Source organism: Poseidonocella sedimentorum (genome assembly GCF_900116005.1).
Classification (GTDB): domain Bacteria; phylum Pseudomonadota; class Alphaproteobacteria; order Rhodobacterales; family Rhodobacteraceae; genus Poseidonocella; species Poseidonocella sedimentorum.
Genome location: NZ_FOYI01000011.1, coordinates 79,994 through 99,861, shown reverse-complemented (window position 1 = coordinate 99,861; position 19,868 = coordinate 79,994). Strand labels below are relative to the sequence as shown.

Here is a 19,868-nt window from a genome sequence, read left to right as displayed (position 1 = left end):
GGTAAAGTTGGTTGCGGGAGTAGGATTTGAACCTACGACCTTCAGGTTATGAGCCTGACGAGCTACCGGGCTGCTCCATCCCGCGTCAACCATTGAGCTTGCCTCTTGGTGTGTCAGGTCATGGCCTGACGAGGCTGGAGCGTTTTGCCCTCTTTGGGAGAGGGTCATCGATAAGGCGGGGTGCTCCGAGCCACGCCTGCGGCCTCTTGTTTTGGTGTTAGAGGCTGCGCATTTTCATCGTAGGAGAGATACGCTTGGTTCTTACTAGGTTTGGCGGCGACCTACTCTCCCACGTCTTAAGACGCAGTACCATCGGCGCTAAGGCACTTAACGGCCGGGTTCGGAATGGAGCCGGGTGTTTTGCTCTCGCTATGACCACCAAACCGAGAAAGAACCAAGTTCCAAGTCAAGAACTCTTTATCGCTCGGGCCTCGAGGAGAGGCGTCGGGCGATATTTATGTGTGTATGCTTTTGATCTGACTGCAGAAGTCTGTCTTCTACTGGATCAAATCAAGCCTATCGGGCCATTAGTACCGGTCAACTGAACGCATTGCTGCGCTTACATCTCCGGCCTATCGACGTGGTGGTCTACCACGGCCCTCAGGGATACCTTGTTTTGAGGGGGGCTTCCCGCTTAGATGCCTTCAGCGGTTATCCTGTCCGATCATAGCTACCCTGCACTGCCGTTGGCACGACAACAGGTCCACCAGTGGATCGTTCACCCCGGTCCTCTCGTACTAGGGGCAACTCCTCTCAAGTATCCTACACCCACGGCAGATAGGGACCGAACTGTCTCACGACGTTCTAAACCCAGCTCACGTACCTCTTTAAACGGCGAACAGCCGTACCCTTGGGACCTGCTCCAGCCCCAGGATGAGATGAGCCGACATCGAGGTGCCAAACACTGCCGTCGATATGGACTCTTGGGCAGTATCAGCCTGTTATCCCCGGCGTACCTTTTATCCGTTGAGCGATGGCCCTTCCACTCGGGACCACCGGATCACTATGGCCGTCTTTCGACTCTGCTCGACTTGTCAGTCTTGCAGTCAGGCTGGCTTCTGCCATTGCACTCAACGAGCGATTTCCGACCGCTCTGAGCCAACCTTCGCGCGCCTCCGTTACGCTTTAGGAGGCGACCGCCCCAGTCAAACTACCCACCACGCAGGGTCCCGGATCCGGATAACGGACCGCGGTTAGACATCAAGAGTGCGAAGGGTGGTATCTCAAGGGAGGCTCCACAGAAACTGGCGTTCCTGATTCAAAGCCTACCACCTATCCTGCACATCACAATCCTGATGCCAGTGCGAAGCTGTAGTAAAGGTGCACGGGGTCTTTCCGTCTAACCGCGGGAAGCCTGCATCTTGACAGGCAATTCAATTTCGCTGAGTCGATGTTGGAGACAGCGGGGAAGTCGTTACGCCATTCGTGCAGGTCGGAACTTACCCGACAAGGAATTTCGCTACCTTAGGACCGTTATAGTTACGGCCGCCGTTTACCTGGGCTTCAATTCAAGGCTCTCACCTCTCCTTTTAACCTTCAGGCACCGGGCAGGCGTCAGACCCTATACGTCGTCTTGCGACTTCGCAGAGCCCTGTGTTTTTAGTAAACAGTCGCCACCCCCTGGTTTGTGCCCCCAGCTCCAAGTTGCCTTGGAACCGGGCCTCCTTCTCGCGAACTTACGGAGGTATTTTGCCGAGTTCCTTCAACATCGTTCTCTCAAGCGCCTTGGTATTCTCTACCAGTCCACCTGTGTCGGTTTGGGGTACGGTCTCATGGAGGGCTATTTCCTGGAACTGATCAGCGGCCCACCCAATCCGATAAGGGTGAACAACCTTCACAATCCGTCACATCCTCCTGGCCTAGGAATATTAACCTAGTTCCCATCGACTACGCCTTTCGGCCTCGCCTTAGGGGCCGGCTTACCCTGCTCAGATTAACTTTAAGCAGGAACCCTTGGACTTTCGGCGACAGGGTCTCTCACCCTGTTTATCGCTACTCATGTCATCATTCTCGCTAGTGATCACTCCACCGGATCCCTCACAGGCCGGCTTCACAGTAAGCCTCGCTCCTCCAACACGCCCGAAGGCGCTAAGGAGGAATGAGACTATGTCACACTACGCTCTGCTACCATGCACTACGTGCATCCTAAGCTTCGGCTCATGGCTTGAGCCCCGTTACATCTTCGCCGCAGGACAACTTATTTAGACCAGTGAGCTGTTACGCTATCTTTAAAGGATGGCTGCTTCTAAGCCAACCTCCTGGTTGTTTTGGTCGTCCCACCTGCTTTCCCACTTAGCCATGAATTGGGGGCCTTAGCTGTAGGTCAGGGTTGTTTCCCTCTCCACTACGGACGTTAGCATCCGCAGTGTGTCTGCCATCTAGTACTCCCGGGTATTCGGAGTTTGGTTAGGATCAGTAAGCCTGTGGGGCCCCATTACCCATCCAGTGCTCTACCCCCCGGGGTATTCGGATGACGCTCTACCTAAATAGATTTCGCAGAGAACCAGCTATCTCCGAGTTTGATTGGCCTTTCACCCCTAGGCACAACTCATCCCGACCTTTTTCAACAGGTGTGGGTTCGGCCCTCCAGTAAGTGTTACCTTACCTTCAGCCTGGTCATGCCTAGATCACTCGGTTTCGGGTCTGATCCATCTAACTCATGCGCCCTATTAAGACTCGCTTTCGCTGCGCCTACACCTAACGGCTTAAGCTTGCTAGATAGACCAAGTCGATGACCCATTATACAAAAGGTACGCCGTCACTTCGCAAGGAAGCTCCGACTGATTGTAGGCGTTCGGTTTCAGGTACTGTTTCACTCCCCTCGTCGGGGTGCTTTTCACCTTTCCCTCACGGTACTGGTTCGCTATCGGTCAGTAAGGAGTACTTAGCCTTCGAGGGTGGTCCCCCGATCTTCAGACAGGATTTCACGTGTCCCGCCCTACTTAATACGTACCTCAAAGCTTCCCATACGGGACTGTCACCCACTATGGTCAATCATTCCAGATTGTTCTGGTCACTTATCGGTCTCGGCTGGTCCCCGTTCGCTCGCCGCTACTAGGGGAGTATCAATTGATGTCCTTTCCTCCGGGTACTTAGATGTTTCAGTTCCCCGGGTTTGCTCTTAAAACCCTATGTATTCAGGTCTTAAGTACCTGTTCTTGCTTACTGATGATCCAACCATTCGAACCTTCGGACTGACGTCCTCAAGTAACAAAGTGGTAGGACAACAATAAACAATCAGGTGGGTTGCCCCATTCGGAAATTCATGGATCAAAGCCTATTCTCGGCTCCCCATGACTTATCGCAGAGTATCACGTCCTTCATCGCCTCTTACTGCCAAGGCATTCACCAAACGCCCTTCTCGCGCTTGATTTGATCCAGAAAAAGAAAGACTTGCGTCTTTATGGCTCAGAAGCTGGAACAACTAAGCCGCATTTTTCTGGTCAAAAGCATACTTTCCCGCGCTTTTCAGTGTCATTCCGCCCCACGGGCGACTTGAGGACATGTCGGTGTCCAAAAGACCCAAAGGGCAAACACCAAAAAGCACATTGGTTAGTGTACTTGACTTGGACAACTCTGTTCGTTTCATCAAGGCAGACGCATGGAAGGTCGAGGAAACAACCATGGCATACGCTCGCATCAGCCCGAAAGCCTCAGCACCCTGAAGAGGTTACCCGCACACTCGCAGGAACCAAACAGTGTTGTAATTTGTATCTCTCTTTACGATGTCAATCGTCCAATTGGACGGATCAGAAGTCAAACGACTGCTGATCGATCAAATCGGATCTTGGTGGAGCCTAGCGGGATCGAACCGCTGACCTCCTGAATGCAAATCAGGCGCTCTCCCAGCTGAGCTAAGGCCCCAAACCGATCCCGAAGGATAATGGTGGGTCGAGGAGGACTTGAACCTCCGACCTCACGCTTATCAGGCGTGCGCTCTAACCACCTGAGCTACCGACCCAAGATACGGGCGGTAACCCGTTTCGTCTGAAGAGATATGAGGACGGCCTGGTCCGTTGATGCGTCCGGCAAAGGTACCGGACTTTTTTGCTAAGTGATCCACGATTTAGGCAAGCCTAAATGCCAGGATCATCCTTAGAAAGGAGGTGATCCAGCCGCAGGTTCCCCTACGGCTACCTTGTTACGACTTCACCCCAGTCGCTGATCCTACCGTGGCCGCCTGCCCCCCGAAGGTTAGCGCAGCGTCGTCAGGTAGAACCAACTCCCATGGTGTGACGGGCGGTGTGTACAAGGCCCGGGAACGTATTCACCGCGTCATGCTGTTACGCGATTACTAGCGATTCCGACTTCATGCTCTCGAGTTGCAGAGAACAATCCGAACTGAGATGCCTTTTGGGGATTAACCCACTGTAGGCACCATTGTAGCACGTGTGTAGCCCAACCCGTAAGGGCCATGAGGACTTGACGTCATCCACACCTTCCTCCCGCTTATCACGGGCAGTTTCTTTAGAGTGCCCAGCCGAACTGCTGGCAACTAAAGATGTGGGTTGCGCTCGTTGCCGGACTTAACCGAACATCTCACGACACGAGCTGACGACAGCCATGCAGCACCTGTCACCGAGTCACCGAAGTGAAAGATCCATCTCTGGACCGGTCCCGGGATGTCAAGGGTTGGTAAGGTTCTGCGCGTTGCTTCGAATTAAACCACATGCTCCACCGCTTGTGCGGGCCCCCGTCAATTCCTTTGAGTTTTAATCTTGCGACCGTACTCCCCAGGCGGAATGCTTAATCCGTTAGGTGTGTCACCGAATAGCATGCTACCCGACGACTGGCATTCATCGTTTACGGTGTGGACTACCAGGGTATCTAATCCTGTTTGCTCCCCACACTTTCGCACCTCAGCGTCAGTATCGAGCCAGTGAGCCGCCTTCGCCACTGGTGTTCCTCCGAATATCTACGAATTTCACCTCTACACTCGGAATTCCACTCACCTCTCTCGAACTCAAGACTGTTAGTTTTGGAGGCAGTTCCGGGGTTGAGCCCCGGGATTTCACCCCCAACTTTCCAATCCGCCTACGCGCGCTTTACGCCCAGTAATTCCGAACAACGCTAACCCCCTCCGTATTACCGCGGCTGCTGGCACGGAGTTAGCCGGGGTTTCTTTACCAGGTACTGTCATTATCATCCCTGGCGAAAGAGCTTTACGACCCTAAGGCCTTCATCACTCACGCGGCATCGCTAGATCAGGCTTGCGCCCATTGTCTAAGATTCCCCACTGCTGCCTCCCGTAGGAGTCTGGGCCGTGTCTCAGTCCCAGTGTTGCTGATCATCCTCTCAAACCAGCTATAGATCGTAGACTTGGTAGGCCATTACCCCACCAACTATCTAATCTAACGCGGGCCGATCCTTCACCGATAAATCTTTCCCCCGAAGGGCGTATGCGGTATTACTCACCGTTTCCAGTGGCTATTCCGCAGTAAAGGGTACGTTCCCACGCGTTACTAACCCGTCCGCCGCTCACTCCGAAGAGTGCGCTCGACTTGCATGTGTTAGGCGTGCCGCCAGCGTTCGTTCTGAGCCAGGATCAAACTCTCAAGTTGAAAAGCTGTTGCCAGCTTATCCTTGACGTTCGAACCTCTGCACATTGTCCCGACCGGCTTGGCCGGGACGTTCACATCCAGGCTGTTCAAGCCCAGATGCGTCTCTGTTTGTTGTGCTTCAGGTTTCATAAGAAACCGAAAGCCGACAAACAGTGAAGCTGACTATCCATCATCGGATCATGGCCGAAACCATTCACCTAGGTAGCGAGTTATATGTGCAGTTGTTTGTCCATCGAATGAACCAAACCGCCCACATATCTCTTCAGATACTATCAATTTCAAAGAGCGTAGAGACAAAAGAAACAGTGTGCGCCTACTAACTTTCGGCGCGCCCCGCCTCGATCACCTCTGATTTTTCTCGCCGCCTCGTTGCCCTCAAGCCCGTCTGGCGCCCCGACCTGCGCCTCAGCGCCGCCGGTGAAGGGGTATTTACGGATAACTCCCAAACCCCGCAACCCCTTTCTACAAAAAATCAGAAAAAATCCGAAACTTTCCATCATCCCACTGATATTGTTGAATAATATTGAGTGACCCCAGAGTGCCTCATAGCCCTTCGGAAGTTCACGTAGGGGCAGAATTTCGTCCAAAATGCGGCGGTTTCACAACCACTGGTGTAGCACACCCGACTCTCGCGGAATCGCGGGCCTCGACTCGGGTCAAAATTCATCCTCCGAGCGCCGGACTCGGGCCGGGCTGCGAGTCGGAGTCGCGAAATCTGGTACAATTTCGTCCGGACACCGGGAATCGCCGACCTTGCGCCGACTCGGGACCGCACAAGAGGCGCGCAAGGGAGCCTTAAAGGTGCCGTCTTATTGAGCGGCGTAAGAACCATACGGCGCCCAAGCACTATCGAAGGTCCGGCGATCTGAAATCCTGAACGAAAAGGGCCCGCCCTGCGGTGCAGGACGGGCCCAAGTCGATCATGTGCCCAGCGTCAGTGTACGACGTCAGTGGACGACGGCCTCATCCGGTTTGGGCCGGTTGCTCGCCGCAATCCGATCTCCGATGATGAGCCCGTCGGGGCCGGCCGTGACCGGGACGGTGCTGTCATCCTGGATATCTCCAGACAACAGCATTTCCGCCAGGGGATCCTGCAGCGCTTTCTGGATCACGCGTTTGAGGGGGCGCGCGCCATAGACCGGATCATAGCCCTCATCCGCGAGCCAGAGCCGCGCCGCATCATCGAGCTCCAGCCGGATCTTGCGCGTCGCGAGCCGCTTGAAGAGGTTGCGCAGCTGGATCTCGACGATCCCGCCCATATCCTCACGCGCGAGCCGGTCGAAGATGATCATGTCATCGAGACGGTTCAGAAACTCCGGCCGGAAATGCGCCCGGACGGCATCCATCACGTCGCGCTTGGCCTGCGCACTGTCCGCCCCTTCCGGCAATTGGCTCAGGGCCTGGCTGCCGAGGTTGGAGGTCAGCACGATGATCGTCTGCTTGAAATCGACCCGATGCCCCTGCCCGTCGGTCAGGACCCCGTCGTCGAGCACCTGCAAGAGCACGTTAAAGACCTCCGGGTGCGCCTTCTCGACCTCGTCGAAGAGCACGACCTGATAGGGCCGGCGCCGAACCGCTTCGGTCAGCACGCCCCCCTCATCATAGCCGACATAGCCCGGAGGCGCGCCGATGAGACGGCTGACCGCGTGCTTCTCCATGAACTCCGACATGTCGATGCGCACCATCGCGCTGTCGTCGTCAAAGAGATACTCGGCCAGCGCCTTGGTCAGCTCCGTCTTGCCGACGCCGGTCGGGCCGAGGAAGAGGAACGAGCCCAGCGGGCGGTTCTCATCCTGAAGCCCGGCGCGCGCGCGGCGCACGGCGTTGGACACCGCGCTGACCGCAGTATGCTGGCCGATCACCCGGGCGTGCAGCTCATCTTCCATACGCAGCAGCTTCTCGCGCTCGCCTTCGAGCATCTTGGACATGGGGATCCCGGTCCAGCGTTCGACCACCGCAGCGATCTGCTCGGGGCGGACGGCTTCCTCGACGAGCACATCCTGCTGGTCCTGGTTTTCGGCTTCGGCGAGCGCCTTCTCCAGCTTGGGGATCACGCCATAGGAGAGCTCACCCGCCTTGGCGAGATTGCCCTCGCGCTTGGCGATATCGAGCTCGGCGCGGGCGCGGTCGAGTTCTTCCTTGACCTGACGGGCAGAGGCGAGCTTGTCGCGTTCGGCCTGCCACTTCGCGGTCAACTCGGCGCTGCGCTCCTGAAGCTCGGCCAATTCCATCTCCAGCTTTTCGAGCCGATCACGGGAGGCCGTGTCGTCTTCCTTCTTGAGCGCCTCGGCCTCGATCTGCATCTGCAGGATCTGCCGGTCGAGCTGGTCAAGCTCCTCGGGCTTGCTGTCCACTTCCATCCGCAAGCGGGAGGCCGCCTCGTCCATGAGGTCGATCGCCTTGTCCGGCAGGAACCGGTCGGTGATGTAGCGGTGGCTCAGGGTCGCGGCGGACACAAGCGCGCTGTCGGAGATGCGCACGCCGTGGTGCAGCTCGTATTTCTCCTTGATGCCGCGCAGGATCGAGATCGTGTCCTCGACCGTCGGCTCCTCGACCATGACCGGCTGGAACCGGCGGGCCAGGGCCGCATCCTTCTCGACATATTTGCGATATTCATCGAGCGTCGTCGCGCCGATACAGTGCAGCTCACCGCGCGCCAGCGAGGGCTTGATCAGGTTGGCCGCGTCCATTGCGCCATCGGTCTTGCCGGCGCCGACGAGCGTGTGCATCTCGTCGATGAAGAGGATGATCTCGCCTGCGGCAGCCTCGATCTCCTTGAGGATGGCCTTGAGCCGCTCCTCGAATTCGCCGCGATACTTCGCACCGGCGATGAGCGCGCCCATGTCGAGCGCGAGCAGGCGTTTGTTCTGGAGGCTCTCGGGCACGTCGCCGTTCACGATCCGCAGGGCCATGCCCTCGGCAATCGCCGTTTTCCCGACGCCGGGCTCCCCGATCAGGACCGGGTTGTTCTTGGTGCGGCGCGACAGGACCTGCATCGAGCGGCGGATCTCTTCATCCCGGCCGATGATCGGGTCGATCTTGCCCTGCTCGGCGGCTTCGGTGAGATCGCGCGCGTATTTCTTGAGCGCGTCATAGCCCTCTTCGGCGGTCTCGCTGTCCGCCGTCCGCCCCTTGCGGATATCGTTGATCGCCTCGTTGAGCTTTTGCGCGGACATCGCGCCCGCCTCCAGCGCCTCTTTCGCGCCGGATTTCACCATGGCCAGCGCCATGAGAATCCGCTCCACGGGGACGAAGCTGTCGCCCGCCTTCTTGGCGATTTTCTGGGCCTCATCAAGGACCTTCGCGGTCTGGGTATCGAGATAGACCTGGCCCGCGTCGCCGCCGACTTTCGGCTGTTTCGCAAGGCGCGCGTCCAGCGTCTCGACAACCCGGCCGGGCGCTCCGCCCGCGCGGGTGATCAGGTTGGCGGCAAGCCCCTGATCGTCATCCATGAGGGCTTTGAGCAAATGCTCGGGGACAAGGCGTTGGTGCCCGTCCCGAATTGCGATCGTCTGGGCGGCCTGAATGAACCCCCGCGACCGCTCCGTGAACTTCGACAAGTCCATGTGTAGGTCTCCTTTTCAAAGCGCCCGGTGCGTCCTCGCCTGCAAAGCAGCGCGCCGACTGTCGGGCCTCGGCATTGAGATGGGTGTCGGCGCGGCGGCATTCAAGGTAGGAGCATGCTACGGGTTGTCCGAACAGGCCCCTGCTTAATATAGAGAGCGCGCATGCGGGGGGCTGCCCCGCCCCGAACAAGGAAGCCACGATGTCCGATGACCGCCTGATCGTCCCGATTGACCTGCCCGACGCGCTGTCGGGCCTCAAGCTGGTGGAGCTGCTCGGCGATGCGGTCTCCTTCTACAAGATCGGGCTGGGGATGCTGACAGGCGGCGGGCTGGCGCTTGCCAATGAGCTCAAGCAGGAGCACGGGAAGCGCATCTTTCTCGACATGAAGCTCTTTGACATCGGCGCGACGGTGGAGGCCGCCGTCCGCGGGATCGCGCAGTTCGATCTGGATTTCCTGACGGTGCACGGCGATCCGCATGTGGTGCGGGCGGCACGCGAAGGCGCGGCCGCGAGCGACATGAAGATCCTCGCCGTGACGGTCCTGACCTCGCTCGACCGGGCGGATCTGGATGCGGGGCTGATGGCGCCGGGCGCCGTGTCCGACATCGCCGTGACGCGCGCGGCCCGCGCCTTCGAGGCCGGGGCCGACGGGATCATCACCTCGCCGCTCGAAGCGGCCGCGATCCGCGCGCTTCCCGAAGCCCAAGGCCGCCTGATCGTGACCCCGGGCGTCCGCCCCGCCGGCAGCGCGACCGATGACCAGAAACGCATCGCGACCCCCGCCGAAGCGATCCGCGCGGGCGCCAACCATATCGTCGTCGGCCGCCCGATCTGGAAGGCGCCGGACCCGGCACGGGCCGCGCGCGAGATCGCCGCGAGCCTGCCCGCGCTCGAGGAGACCTGAGCCCCCGCGTAGCCCACAGCCCTCCGGGTCAGGCACCGCACCTGCGGCGCAATCGCCACAACGGCGGAAAAGTATGGGTAACCTGACTTGCCGCAGCGGCAAGCGAGTGGCACTCTCTCCCTGTCTTGCGAGACGACGACGACAGGTCCGGCTCCTCCCAACCGGGCGAAACTCCCCCAGCCAAGACGGGGGAGTTTCATTGCGAGACCCTCCCCCATTCACCCCGGCCACATCCGAAAAACCGAATCGCATTTCGGGTCGGGCACCCTGCGAAAACGAAAAAAGCCGCCCCGAGGGCGGCTTCCTTCATCGCGCTCACGCAAGCGTGAGGCCGGCTTCAGCCCTGGCGAGCTTTGAAGCGGCGCTGCGTCTTGTTGATCACATAGACGCGGCCCTTGCGGCGCACAACGCGGCAATCCCGATGGCGCTGCTTGAGCGAACGGAGCGAGTTCCGGACCTTCATGGTCGTCTCCTTCATATCGCGGCGCAAGCGATGCGCCTTTGTTTCGGGGGCTTCGGCGAACCGAAGCGGTGAATTCATGGTGGGCGATACTGGGATCGAACCAGTGACCCCTTCGATGTCAACGAAGTGCTCTACCGCTGAGCTAATCGCCCGTCCCCGCATTCGTTCCGTTCCACATCCCCAAAAAAATGAGGACGCGGGCGAACCGCGTCGGGTGAGCGGTCTATAAAAGGAGTCGAAGGGGGGATCAAGGGGGTTTTGGCGTCGGAGATTATTAGGCTATGTAGGGAGCAGAAGGGGAGCCCCGTGTTGCCACAGTCTTTTGTTCTTGAACGGCCTCGTGACCGCAGCACGAGCGTGATTTTTTCCTCGCCCCATAGCGGCAGTGATTACCATTGGACGTTCCTGCAACGCACGCGGCTGAGCGAATCCCAGATCCGCTCGTCGGAGGATGCCTTCGTCGATCGGCTCATCGACATGGCCCCGAGCCTCGGGGCGCCGCTGCTGCGCGCCGTTGCGCCGCGCGCCTATATCGATCTGAACCGCGCCGCCAATGAGCTCGATCCCGCGCTGGTCGACGGGGTCCACAAGCTCGCGCACAACCCCCGCGTAGCCTCCGGCCTTGGGGTGATCCCGCGGGTGGTCTCCGGGGCGCGCTCGATCTATTCGGGCAAGATTTCCCGGACCGAGGCCGAAAGCCGGATCGAACGGTTCTGGCATCCCTACCACACCCAGCTCGCAACCCTGATCCACGAAAGCCACGCGGCGTTTGGCGGGGCGACGCTCATCGACATGCACTCGATGCCGCACGAGGCCGTCGAGAGCATGGGCCGGCCCGGGGCCGTGCGACCCGACGTTGTCATCGGCGATCGCTTCGGCGCCTCGGCGTCGGCCGAGCTTGTCGAGCGGATCGAAGCGATTTTCGTCGGCGCAGGGTTCAACGTGGCGCGCAACGCGCCCTTCGCGGGGGCCTACATCGTCCAGACCTATGGCCGCCCGGCGCGCAATCAGCATGCGGTCCAGATCGAGATCGACCGGTCGCTCTACATGAACGAAGAGACCATCACGCCCAACTCCTGTTTCGACGAGTTCCGCGCGGTGATGGCCGGTGTCGTGACCCAGCTGACCGACCTTGGCCGCGGCGCCATGCCCCTCGCGGCCGAATAGCCCGGCGCTCTACCGCAACGACCGCCCCTTGAGGATCGCATCCGGCCCGTAGCGGGCGCGGATCGCATCGGTGGCCGCCTCGGCCCGGTCGCGCCGCGCCGCATCGGGATCGAGCAGATCGGCAACCGCCGCCCCCGCCTGCTCCGCTTCGGGAGCGATCTCGCTCAGCCCCACACCCAGAAGCCGGAACGGCCCCTGCGATTCGGCCGCATCGAGCATCTCCCGCGCCACGCGGTAAATCCGGTCGGCAAATTGCACCGGCTCGCCGAGGCTCTTGCGTCGGCTGATCAGGCTGTGATCGGCGCGCTTAAGCTTGAGCGTGACCACCCGGCCCGCAAGCGATTTGGCCTTGGCCCGATCGGCCACCTTCTCGGCCATGCGCCACAGGTGCCCATCGAGCAGCGACGGATCGGCGGTATCCTCGTGAAAGGTCGTCTCGTTGGAGATCGACTTCATCGGGCGATGCGCCGCAATCTGCCGGTTGTCCTGACCGCGCGCCAGATGCCAGAGCCGATCGCCCATCGTGCCGAAGCGCGCATGCAGATCGCGCCGGTCCCAGCGGAGCAGATCGGCGAAGGTGCGGATGCCCGCCTTGTCGAGCGCCGCCTGCCCCGCCGCGCCAACGCCCCAGATCATCCGCACCGGCTTGTCGCGCAGAAAGCTCTGCGTCTCGGCCTCCCCGATGACCGCGAAGCCGTGCGGCTTGTCGAGATCGGAGGCGACCTTGGCGAGAAACTTGTTGTGGCTGAGCCCCACCGAGCCGGTCAGGCCCAGCTCATCGCGCATCCGCCGCACCAGCCGCGCGAGCATCACCGCCGGCGGCGCCCCGTGCAAACGCGCCGTGCCGCGCAGATCGAGGAAGGCTTCGTCGAGCGAGAGCGGCTCGATCGAGGGGGTCAGCTCCAGCATCATCGCCTTGATCGCGCGGGAGGCCTCGACGTAGGCCTCCATCCGCGGGCGAATGACCACCGCCTCGGGGCAGAGCTTTTTCGCCTGGAACATCGGCATCGCCGAGCGCACCCCGCGAATGCGCGCCACGTAGCAGGCGGTCGAGACCACCCCGCGCCGCCCCCCGCCAATGATCACCGGCTTGTCCGCGAGCGAGGGATCGTCACGCTTTTCCACGCTGGCGTAGAACGCATCGCAATCCATATGCGCGATCGCGAGATCAAAGAGCTCGGGGTGCGCCACCACGCGCGGCGAGCGGCACTCCGGGCAGCGGCGGCCGGCGTCAAAACAGGTCAGGCAATCGCGGCAAAGTGCGGGCATGGGCTGAGTTTACGCCCCCGGGGCAAAGATTGACAGCGACGCTACCGCGCGCGCGATCACAACAAAAAAAGGGCCGCCCGGGGCGACCCTTTTGAGACGTCGGGTGAGCCCCTCAGCCGTTGACACTGTCTTTCAGCGCCTTGGCGATGGTCATCTTGACGACCTTGTCCGCGTCTTTCTTGATCTGCTCGCCGGTGGCCGGGTTGCGGACCATGCGCTCGGGGCGCTCGCGGCAGTAGATCTTGCCGACGCCGGGCAGGGTCACGGCGCCGCCGGAGGCGACTTCGCGGGAAATGATGTTCACGATCGACTCAAGCGCGGTGCCCGCGGTTTTCTTGTCGGCGTCCATTTCCTCGGCCAGCGCGGCAACGAGTTGTGTCTTTGTCATAGGTTTCGCCATGGTGTTGTCCTCCGTCAGCCCTTACCTTGGGGCTTGTTGTCAGGTTCTTGCCGTATGTTGTTATGGTTCACAACTATTGGTGGAGATATGCAAGAGAAAAAGGCGATTTTGTGCCCTAACAAGGTGTTTTTCACAAAAACGCGGTCTCTTCAAAGCTCCTGAGCTTGCGGGAATGGATCCGCTCCAGCGGCATTTCCCGCAAAGTCTCCATCGCGCGGATGCCGATGCGCAGATGGCGCGAGACCTGGGTGCGATAGAAATCCGAGGCCATGCCGGGCAGTTTGAGCTCGCCGTGCAGCGGTTTGTCGGACACGCACAGGAGCGTGCCGTAGGGCACCCGGAAGCGGAAGCCGTTGGCGGCGATGGTGGCGCTTTCCATGTCGAGCGCGATGGCGCGGGACTGGCTCAGCCGCTGCACCGGGCCGGACTGGTCGCGCAGCTCCCAGTTTCGGTTGTCGATGGTGGCCACCGTGCCGGTGCGCATGATGCGCTTGAGCTCGTAGCCCTCCAGCTCCGTGATCTGTTCGACCGCGTCTTCCAGCGCGATCTGGATCTCCGCCAGCGCCGGGATCGGCACCCAGACGGGAAGATCATCATTAAGGACGTTGTCTTCGCGCAGATAGGCGTGGGCGAGGACGAAATCGCCGAGTTTTTGCGTGTTGCGCAACCCCGCGCAGTGGCCGACCATGAGCCAGGCATGGGGCCGCAGGACGGCGATATGATCGGTCGCGGTCTTGGCGTTGGAGGGCCCGACGCCGATGTTCACCAGCGTGATCCCGCCCCCGCCCTCGCGCTTGAGGTGGTAGGTCGGCATCTGCGGCAGTTTCGCCGGGATCGGCAGCGGCGCGTCGGCGCTGGTGATCTCCACGTTCCCGGGCCCGACGAAGCTGGTGTAGCCCGACGCCGGATCGGCCAGCATCGCGCGAGCGTAGGCCTCGAACTCCTCGACGTAGAACTGGTAGTTGGTGAAGAGCACGTGGTTCTGGAAATGCTCCGGCGTGGTGGCGGTGTAATGCGCCAGCCGGGCGAGCGAGTAATCCACGCGCTGCGCGGTGAAAGGGGCGAGCGGCCGGGTCCCGTCGGGGAACCGCAGGCCGAAGCCGTTGACGATGTCGTCATTCGTGGTCGAAAGATCCGGCACATCGAAGATATCGCGCAGGGTGAAATCCGCCGCGCCCTCTTGCGGGACGGTCAGCGACGGGTCGTTCAGGACCGCGAAATGCACCGGGATCGGCGTTGTAGAGGCGCCGATAGTGACGGGCACGCCCTGATTCTTGATCAGGATCGCGATCTGCTGGGTCAGGTAGTTCTCGAAGAGGTCAGGCCGGGTGATCGTGGCGGTGTAGCTCCCCGGTTCGGTCACGTGGCCAAAGCTGAGCCGCGAATCGACCGAGCGGTAGGAGGTCGTGGTGATCCGGATTTCGGGGTAGAAGGCGCGGAACCGCTGCGAGGTATCGCCCGAGCCGAGCACTTCGGTGAAATGCTTCGTGAGAAACCCGGTGGCCTCGGAATAGAGCTGCTTGAGCCGCGCGACCGCCTGGGCCGCATCGTGAAACGCCTCGGGCGCCGGGGCCTGCGGGGTGCGCAGGGGCAGATCGGTGGTATCTTCGAACATCAGGTCTCCTCGAAGAGCTCCGTGAGCTCGAACCGTGTGACATCAACCAGTCCCAGATCGGATATCCTGAGTTCCGGGATGACGACAAGGGCCAGCAGGGAATGTTGCATGAAGGCATTGTTGAGGGTGCAGCCGCAGGCCTCCATCGCCGCGCCAAGCGCCTCGGCCTTTGCGGCCACCTCGCGGGCGGGCGCGTCGCTCATCAATCCCGCGATCGGCAGCTCGACCAGCGCCTTTTCGGATCCATCAGCCCAGAGGGTCACACCGCCGCCCACCTCGGTCAGCCGGTTCGCGGCCGCGGCCATCATCTCGCGGTCGGTCCCGACGACGATCATGTGGTGGCTGTCATGGGCAACGGTCGAGGCCAGTGCCATGCGCCCCGCGTAGCCGAAGCCGGACACGAAGCCGTTGGTGACCCCGCCCGTGCCCCGGTGCCGTTCTACAAGCGCGATCTGGGCGACCCCGCCAGCGCCTTCCACGATCCCGCCGGAGACCGGCAATTCGGCGGTGAGCGCCTTGGTCGGGGCCTGGTTTTCGACCACGCCGATCACCTTCGCGGTCACGCTGTTCGCCCCCTCCGGCGCGGCGATCTCGAAGTCCGCCGCCCCGAGGGCCTTGCCCAGATGCACGGTCTGCCGCGCGGCGTCGGGCCAATCGTAATGCGGGCACTCGGCGAGGCAGGCGCCATCTTTGGCGACCGTCACGCCCCGCGCGATAACATGCTCGATGGGCAGGGTTTCGAGATCCGAGGTCAGGATGATATCGGCCCGCCGCCCCGGCGCGATGGAGCCCAGCTCGCGCTCCAGCCCGAAATGGGTCGCGGTGTTGATCGTCGCCATCTGCAAGGCCACCACCGGATCGCAGCCGCAGGCAATCGCATGGCGCACCACGCGGTTCATATGGCCGTCGTTCACAAGCGTGCCGGAATGGCAATCGTCGGTGCAAAGGATGAAGCCGCGCGGGTCGAGCCCCTTTTCGGTCACTGCGGTGATCTGGCTCTCGACATCGTACCACGCCGATCCAAGCCGCAGCATTGCGCGCATCCCCTGCCGGACGCGGGCGATGGCGTCCTCTTCGCGGGTCCCCTCGTGATCGTCCGCCGGGCCGCCGGCGGCATAGGCATGAAAGGCGGGGCCCAGATCTGGCGAGGCATAATGCCCCCCCACGGTCTTGCCCGCGCCCTGCGTCGCGGCGATCTCGGCCAGCATCTTGGCGTCACCGGCCACGACACCGGGGAAATTCATCATCTCGCCAAGGCCGACAATCCCGGGCCAGCCCATCGCTTCGGCCACGTCCTCGGGCGTGATTTCATGGCCGGTGGTCTCGAGCCCCGGCGCCGATGGCGCGCAGGAGGGCATCTGGGTGAAGATGTTGATGGGCTGCAAAGCGGCCTCATCATGCATCATGCGCACGCCACCGAGGCCGAGGACATTGGCGATCTCATGCGGGTCGGTGAACATCGAGGTGGTGCCATGGGGGATCACCGCGCGCGCGAATTCCGCCGGGGTGAGCATCCCGCTCTCGACATGCATATGCGCGTCGCACAGCCCAGGGATCATGTAGCGCCCACCCGCCTCGATGATCTCGGTGCCCGCGCCCACGCAATGGCCCGCATCGGGGCCCACATAGGCGATCCGCCCGGCCTTCACCGCGATGTCATGCCCCGGCAAAACCTCGCGCGTGTGCACATTGACCCAAACCCCGCCCCGGATCACCAGATCCGCGGAGGCGCGCCCCGCCGCCACGGCCACCAGATCGGCGGCCACCTCGGCCCAAGTTTTCAGTGTTGCATCGCTCATGAGAAAGCGTCGCATGAGCGCGGGCGGGTTTCAAGCGCAGCTGGCGCCGCTACAGCCGGAAAATGATCGGTCATTTTCCGGACCGTTTTCTGACCGATCAGAAAACGGATGGTGCTCGACCGGCCGCGCAAGGATGGTCTTGGATTCCTGCATGAGACCTGCCACTGACAGAGGCGTCAAACCGTTGAGCGAAAGGACCAGACCGATGCGCATGACCACCGAAGAAGCCTTCGTGAAGACGTTGCAGCGCCACGGCATTGAACACGCATTTGGTATTATCGGCTCCGCCTTCATGCCGATTTCCGATCTTTTCCCCCGCGCCGGCATCACCTTCTGGGACTGCGCCCATGAAGGTTCCGGCGGGATGATGGCCGACGGATTCACCCGCGCCTCGGGCAAGATGTCGATGATGATCGCCCAGAACGGGCCGGGCATCACCAATTTCGTCACCGCCGTGAAGACCGCCTACTGGAACCACACGCCGCTCCTGCTGGTCACGCCGCAGGCCGCCAACAAGACCATCGGTCAGGGCGGTTTTCAGGAGGTCGAGCAGATGAAGCTCTTCGAGGACATGGTCGCCTATCAGGAAGAGGTCCGCGATCCGAGCCGGATCGCCGAAGTGCTCAACCGTGTGATCCTCAACGCCCGCCGGGCATCCGCACCTGCGCAGATCAACGTGCCGCGCGATTTCTGGACGCAGGTGATCGATATCGAGCTGCCCGCCATCGTCGAGTTCGAGCGCCCCTCCGGTGGCGAAAGCGCACTTGCCGAGGCCGCAGCTCTCCTCGCGGACGCCAAATCCCCGGTGATGCTCAATGGCGCGGGCGTGGTCCTTGCCGGCGCCATCCCGGCGACCATCGCGCTGGCTGAAAAGCTCGCCGCGCCGGTCTGCGTCGGCTACCAGCACAACGACGCCTTCCCCGGCTCCCATCCGCAATTCGCGGGGCCCCTGGGCTACAACGGTTCCAAGGCCGGGATGGAGCTCATCCGCGAGGCCGATGTGGTCCTCGCCCTCGGCACCCGGCTCAACCCGTTCTCGACCCTGCCCGGCTACGGGCTCGACTACTGGCCCAAGGACGCCAGGATCATTCAGGTGGACATCAACCCCGACCGGATCGGGCTCACCAAGACGGTGAGTGTCGGGATCGTCGGGGACGCGCGGAAGGTGGCCGAGAGCCTGTGCGAGAGGATCGGCGAGGTGGAAGCCCCGGCCAAACGCGCGCGGCTCGACAAGATCGCGCAGCGCAAATCGGTCTGGGCGCAGCAGCTCGCCGCGATGGACCATGAGGATGACGATCCCGGCACCTCATGGAACGAACGCGCCCGCGCCGCCAAGCCCGAGTGGATGAGCCCGCGCATGGCTTGGCGCGCGATCCAGTCGGCCCTGCCGAAAGAGGCGATCATCAGCTCCGACATCGGCAACAACTGCGCTATCGGCAACGCCTACCCGAGCTTCGAGGCGGGGCGCAAATACCTCGCGCCCGGGCTCTTCGGCCCCTGCGGCTACGGGCTGCCCGCGATCATCGGCGCCAAGATCGGCTGCCCGGATGTGCCGGTCGTGGGCTTCGCGGGCGACGGGGCCTTCGGCATCGCCACCACCGAGCTCACCGCCATCGGCCGGCCCGAATGGCCCGCGATCACCATGGTCGTTTTCCGCAACTATCAGTGGGGCGCCGAAAAGCGCAATTCGACGCTTTGGTATGATGACAATTTCGTCGGCACCGAGCTTGATGATGACGTCTCCTACGCCGGGATCGCGCGCGCCTGCGGGCTTCAAGGCGTCGCCGCGCGGTCGATGGATGAGCTGACCGAGGCGCTCCGGACCGCGATCCGCGACCAGATGGAGCACGGCAAGACGACGCTTATCGAGGCGATGATCAACCAGGAACTGGGCGAACCCTTCCGCCGCGATGCGATGAAAAAGCCCGTCGCGGTGGCCGGGATTGACCCGGCGGACATGCGACCGCAGACCGTCTGATCCGCGATGCCGGACCGCGGCGCCATTCTCGTTCTCAATGCCGGCTCCTCTTCGCTGAAAATGGCGCTGGTGGAGGGCGGCGAGACCGGCCTTTCGGGGCAGGTGGACGGGATCGGCGGGGCGGCCCGGGTGCGCATTGGCGGCGCGGCGCGCCCGGCGGCCATCGCCGACCATGCCGCCGCGGTCGATGCCCTGCTGAACGGGCTGGAGGCGTGCGGTGTAGCGCTGGCCGATCTTCGGGCCGCGGCGCACCGGATCGTGCATGGCGGCGCGCGGCTCACCGCGCCCGTCCGCCTGACCGAGGATGCGCTGGCCGAACTGGCGCGCAACGCCCACCTCGCACCGCTCCACACGCCCCACGCCCTCGCCGCGATTCAAGCGGTCGCCCAACGCGCGCCAGACCTGCGCCAATGCGCGAGTTTCGACACCGGGTTTCACGCCACACAGCCGGAGCTTGCCACGCGCTACGCCCTGCCCGACGCGCCGGAGACGGCCGGGCTGCGGCGGTGGGGCTTTCACGGGCTGAGCTACGCCGCGCTCGTGGATGGGTTCGAGGGTGTGACCGGCCGCCCCCTGCCGCGCCGCCTTCTGGCCTGTCACCTTGGCAACGGCGCCTCGCTCTGCGCGATCCTCGAGGGGCGCTCGGTCGCCACCACGATGGGGTATGATCCGCTGTCGGGCCTCACCATGGGCACGCGGGCAGGCGAGATTGACGCGGGCGCCGTGCTGGCCCTGGCCGACCGGCTCGGAGTCGATGGCGCGCGCGAGATGCTGGGCAAGAAATCGGGGCTCAAGGCGCTCGGCGGCCAATCGGACATGCGCGCGCTGCTCGCCTCCGAGAGCCCCGCCGCGCGTTTCGCGATCGCGCATTTCACCTACTGGGCCGCCCGGGCCGCGGGCTCGATGATCGCGGCGATGGAGGGGCTCGACGCCATCGCCTTCACCGGCGGGATCGGCGAACACGCCGCCCCCATCCGCGCGGGAATTCTGGACCGCCTGGCCTGGACCGGCGCCAGCTACGAGCCCGCGTTGAACGAGGCCGCCGCCCCCGTGATCGGAGACGGCGCGATCCTCGCCGCGATCATCCCCGCAGCAGAAGAGGCGCGCATCGCCGGCGAGGCCGCGCGCCTGCTTCAGGGGTGATC

10 protein-coding genes, 4 tRNA genes and 3 rRNA genes are annotated in these 19,868 nt (G+C 62.3%); 4 read left to right on the top strand and 13 right to left on the bottom strand.

Annotated features, from left to right (window positions below):
* Window positions 1–8 precede the first annotated feature (8 nt).
* The 7 genes from BM353_RS13930 to clpB form a co-directional block, all read right to left on the bottom strand.
* Window positions 9–85, bottom strand: a tRNA-Met gene (locus tag BM353_RS13930).
* Window positions 86–268: 183 nt separating this feature from the next.
* Window positions 269–383, bottom strand: a 5S ribosomal RNA gene (gene rrf, locus BM353_RS13925).
* Between the two features lie 123 nt (window positions 384–506).
* Window positions 507–3,373: ribosomal RNA gene (locus BM353_RS13920) — 23S ribosomal RNA — on the bottom strand.
* Window positions 3,374–3,788: 415 nt separating this feature from the next.
* Window positions 3,789–3,864 (bottom strand) — tRNA-Ala (locus tag BM353_RS13915).
* A gap of 20 nt (window positions 3,865–3,884) precedes the next feature.
* Window positions 3,885–3,961, bottom strand: a tRNA-Ile gene (locus BM353_RS13910).
* A 138-nt stretch (window positions 3,962–4,099) separates the two neighbouring features.
* Window positions 4,100–5,561: ribosomal RNA gene (locus BM353_RS13905) — 16S ribosomal RNA — on the bottom strand.
* Together the 16S, 23S and 5S rRNA genes with 3 tRNA genes alongside form the textbook arrangement of a ribosomal RNA operon.
* Window positions 5,562–6,508: 947 nt before the next feature.
* Window positions 6,509–9,127, bottom strand: a complete 2,619-nt coding sequence (clpB, locus tag BM353_RS13900) for an ATP-dependent chaperone ClpB (protein ID WP_092081889.1) — start codon at window positions 9,125–9,127, stop codon at window positions 6,509–6,511.
* 200 nt (window positions 9,128–9,327) lie between these two features.
* Here clpB and pyrF point away from each other — a divergent pair, with 200 nt between their 5' ends.
* Window positions 9,328–10,032: an orotidine-5'-phosphate decarboxylase gene (gene pyrF / locus BM353_RS13895; protein ID WP_092081887.1), complete on the top strand. Its 705-nt coding sequence runs from the start codon at window positions 9,328–9,330 to the stop codon at window positions 10,030–10,032.
* 337 nt (window positions 10,033–10,369) lie between these two features.
* Here the strand turns inward: pyrF and ykgO are convergent, their stop codons facing one another.
* Window positions 10,370–10,495: a type B 50S ribosomal protein L36 gene (gene ykgO / locus BM353_RS16975; RefSeq protein ID WP_010141322.1), complete on the bottom strand. Its 126-nt coding sequence runs from the start codon at window positions 10,493–10,495 to the stop codon at window positions 10,370–10,372.
* A gap of 77 nt (window positions 10,496–10,572) precedes the next feature.
* A tRNA-Val gene (locus BM353_RS13885) sits at window positions 10,573–10,647 on the bottom strand.
* Between the two features lie 154 nt (window positions 10,648–10,801).
* Between BM353_RS13885 and BM353_RS13880 the strand changes: the two genes are divergently transcribed.
* A complete protein-coding gene (locus BM353_RS13880) occupies window positions 10,802–11,662 on the top strand; it encodes an N-formylglutamate amidohydrolase (protein ID WP_092081885.1) in 861 nt (286 codons plus the stop codon).
* A gap of 9 nt (window positions 11,663–11,671) precedes the next feature.
* Here the strand turns inward: BM353_RS13880 and BM353_RS13875 are convergent, their stop codons facing one another.
* The 4 genes from BM353_RS13875 to ade form a co-directional block, all read right to left on the bottom strand.
* Window positions 11,672–12,931, bottom strand: coding sequence for a DNA polymerase IV (locus BM353_RS13875; RefSeq protein WP_092081884.1), 1,260 nt, complete (start codon window positions 12,929–12,931; stop codon window positions 11,672–11,674).
* A gap of 112 nt (window positions 12,932–13,043) precedes the next feature.
* Complete coding sequence (locus BM353_RS13870; RefSeq protein WP_092081883.1) at window positions 13,044–13,331, bottom strand: HU family DNA-binding protein; 288 nt, start codon at window positions 13,329–13,331, stop codon at window positions 13,044–13,046.
* Between the two features lie 130 nt (window positions 13,332–13,461).
* Entirely contained in the window at window positions 13,462–14,946 is a 1,485-nt protein-coding gene (locus BM353_RS13865; RefSeq protein ID WP_092081882.1) for an AMP nucleosidase, read from the bottom strand.
* Window positions 14,946–16,745 (bottom strand): adenine deaminase, encoded by a 1,800-nt coding sequence (gene ade / locus BM353_RS13860; protein ID WP_092081911.1) that lies wholly within the window; start codon window positions 16,743–16,745, stop codon window positions 14,946–14,948. The genes BM353_RS13865 and ade overlap by 1 nt, the downstream gene beginning before the upstream one ends.
* A 205-nt stretch (window positions 16,746–16,950) precedes the next feature.
* On the opposite strand from ade, the gene xsc reads away from it, so the two are divergent.
* Both xsc and BM353_RS13850 read left to right on the top strand, forming a co-directional pair.
* The gene (gene xsc / locus BM353_RS13855) at window positions 16,951–18,723 is read left to right on the top strand and encodes a sulfoacetaldehyde acetyltransferase (RefSeq protein WP_092081881.1); all 1,773 of its coding nucleotides are present in this window, start codon (window positions 16,951–16,953) and stop codon (window positions 18,721–18,723) included.
* A 6-nt stretch (window positions 18,724–18,729) separates the two neighbouring features.
* Window positions 18,730–19,866 carry an acetate/propionate family kinase gene (locus BM353_RS13850; RefSeq protein WP_092081880.1) on the top strand — a complete coding sequence of 379 codons (1,137 nt, stop codon included), beginning with the start codon at window positions 18,730–18,732 and terminating at the stop codon, window positions 19,864–19,866.
* Window positions 19,867–19,868 lie beyond the last annotated feature (2 nt).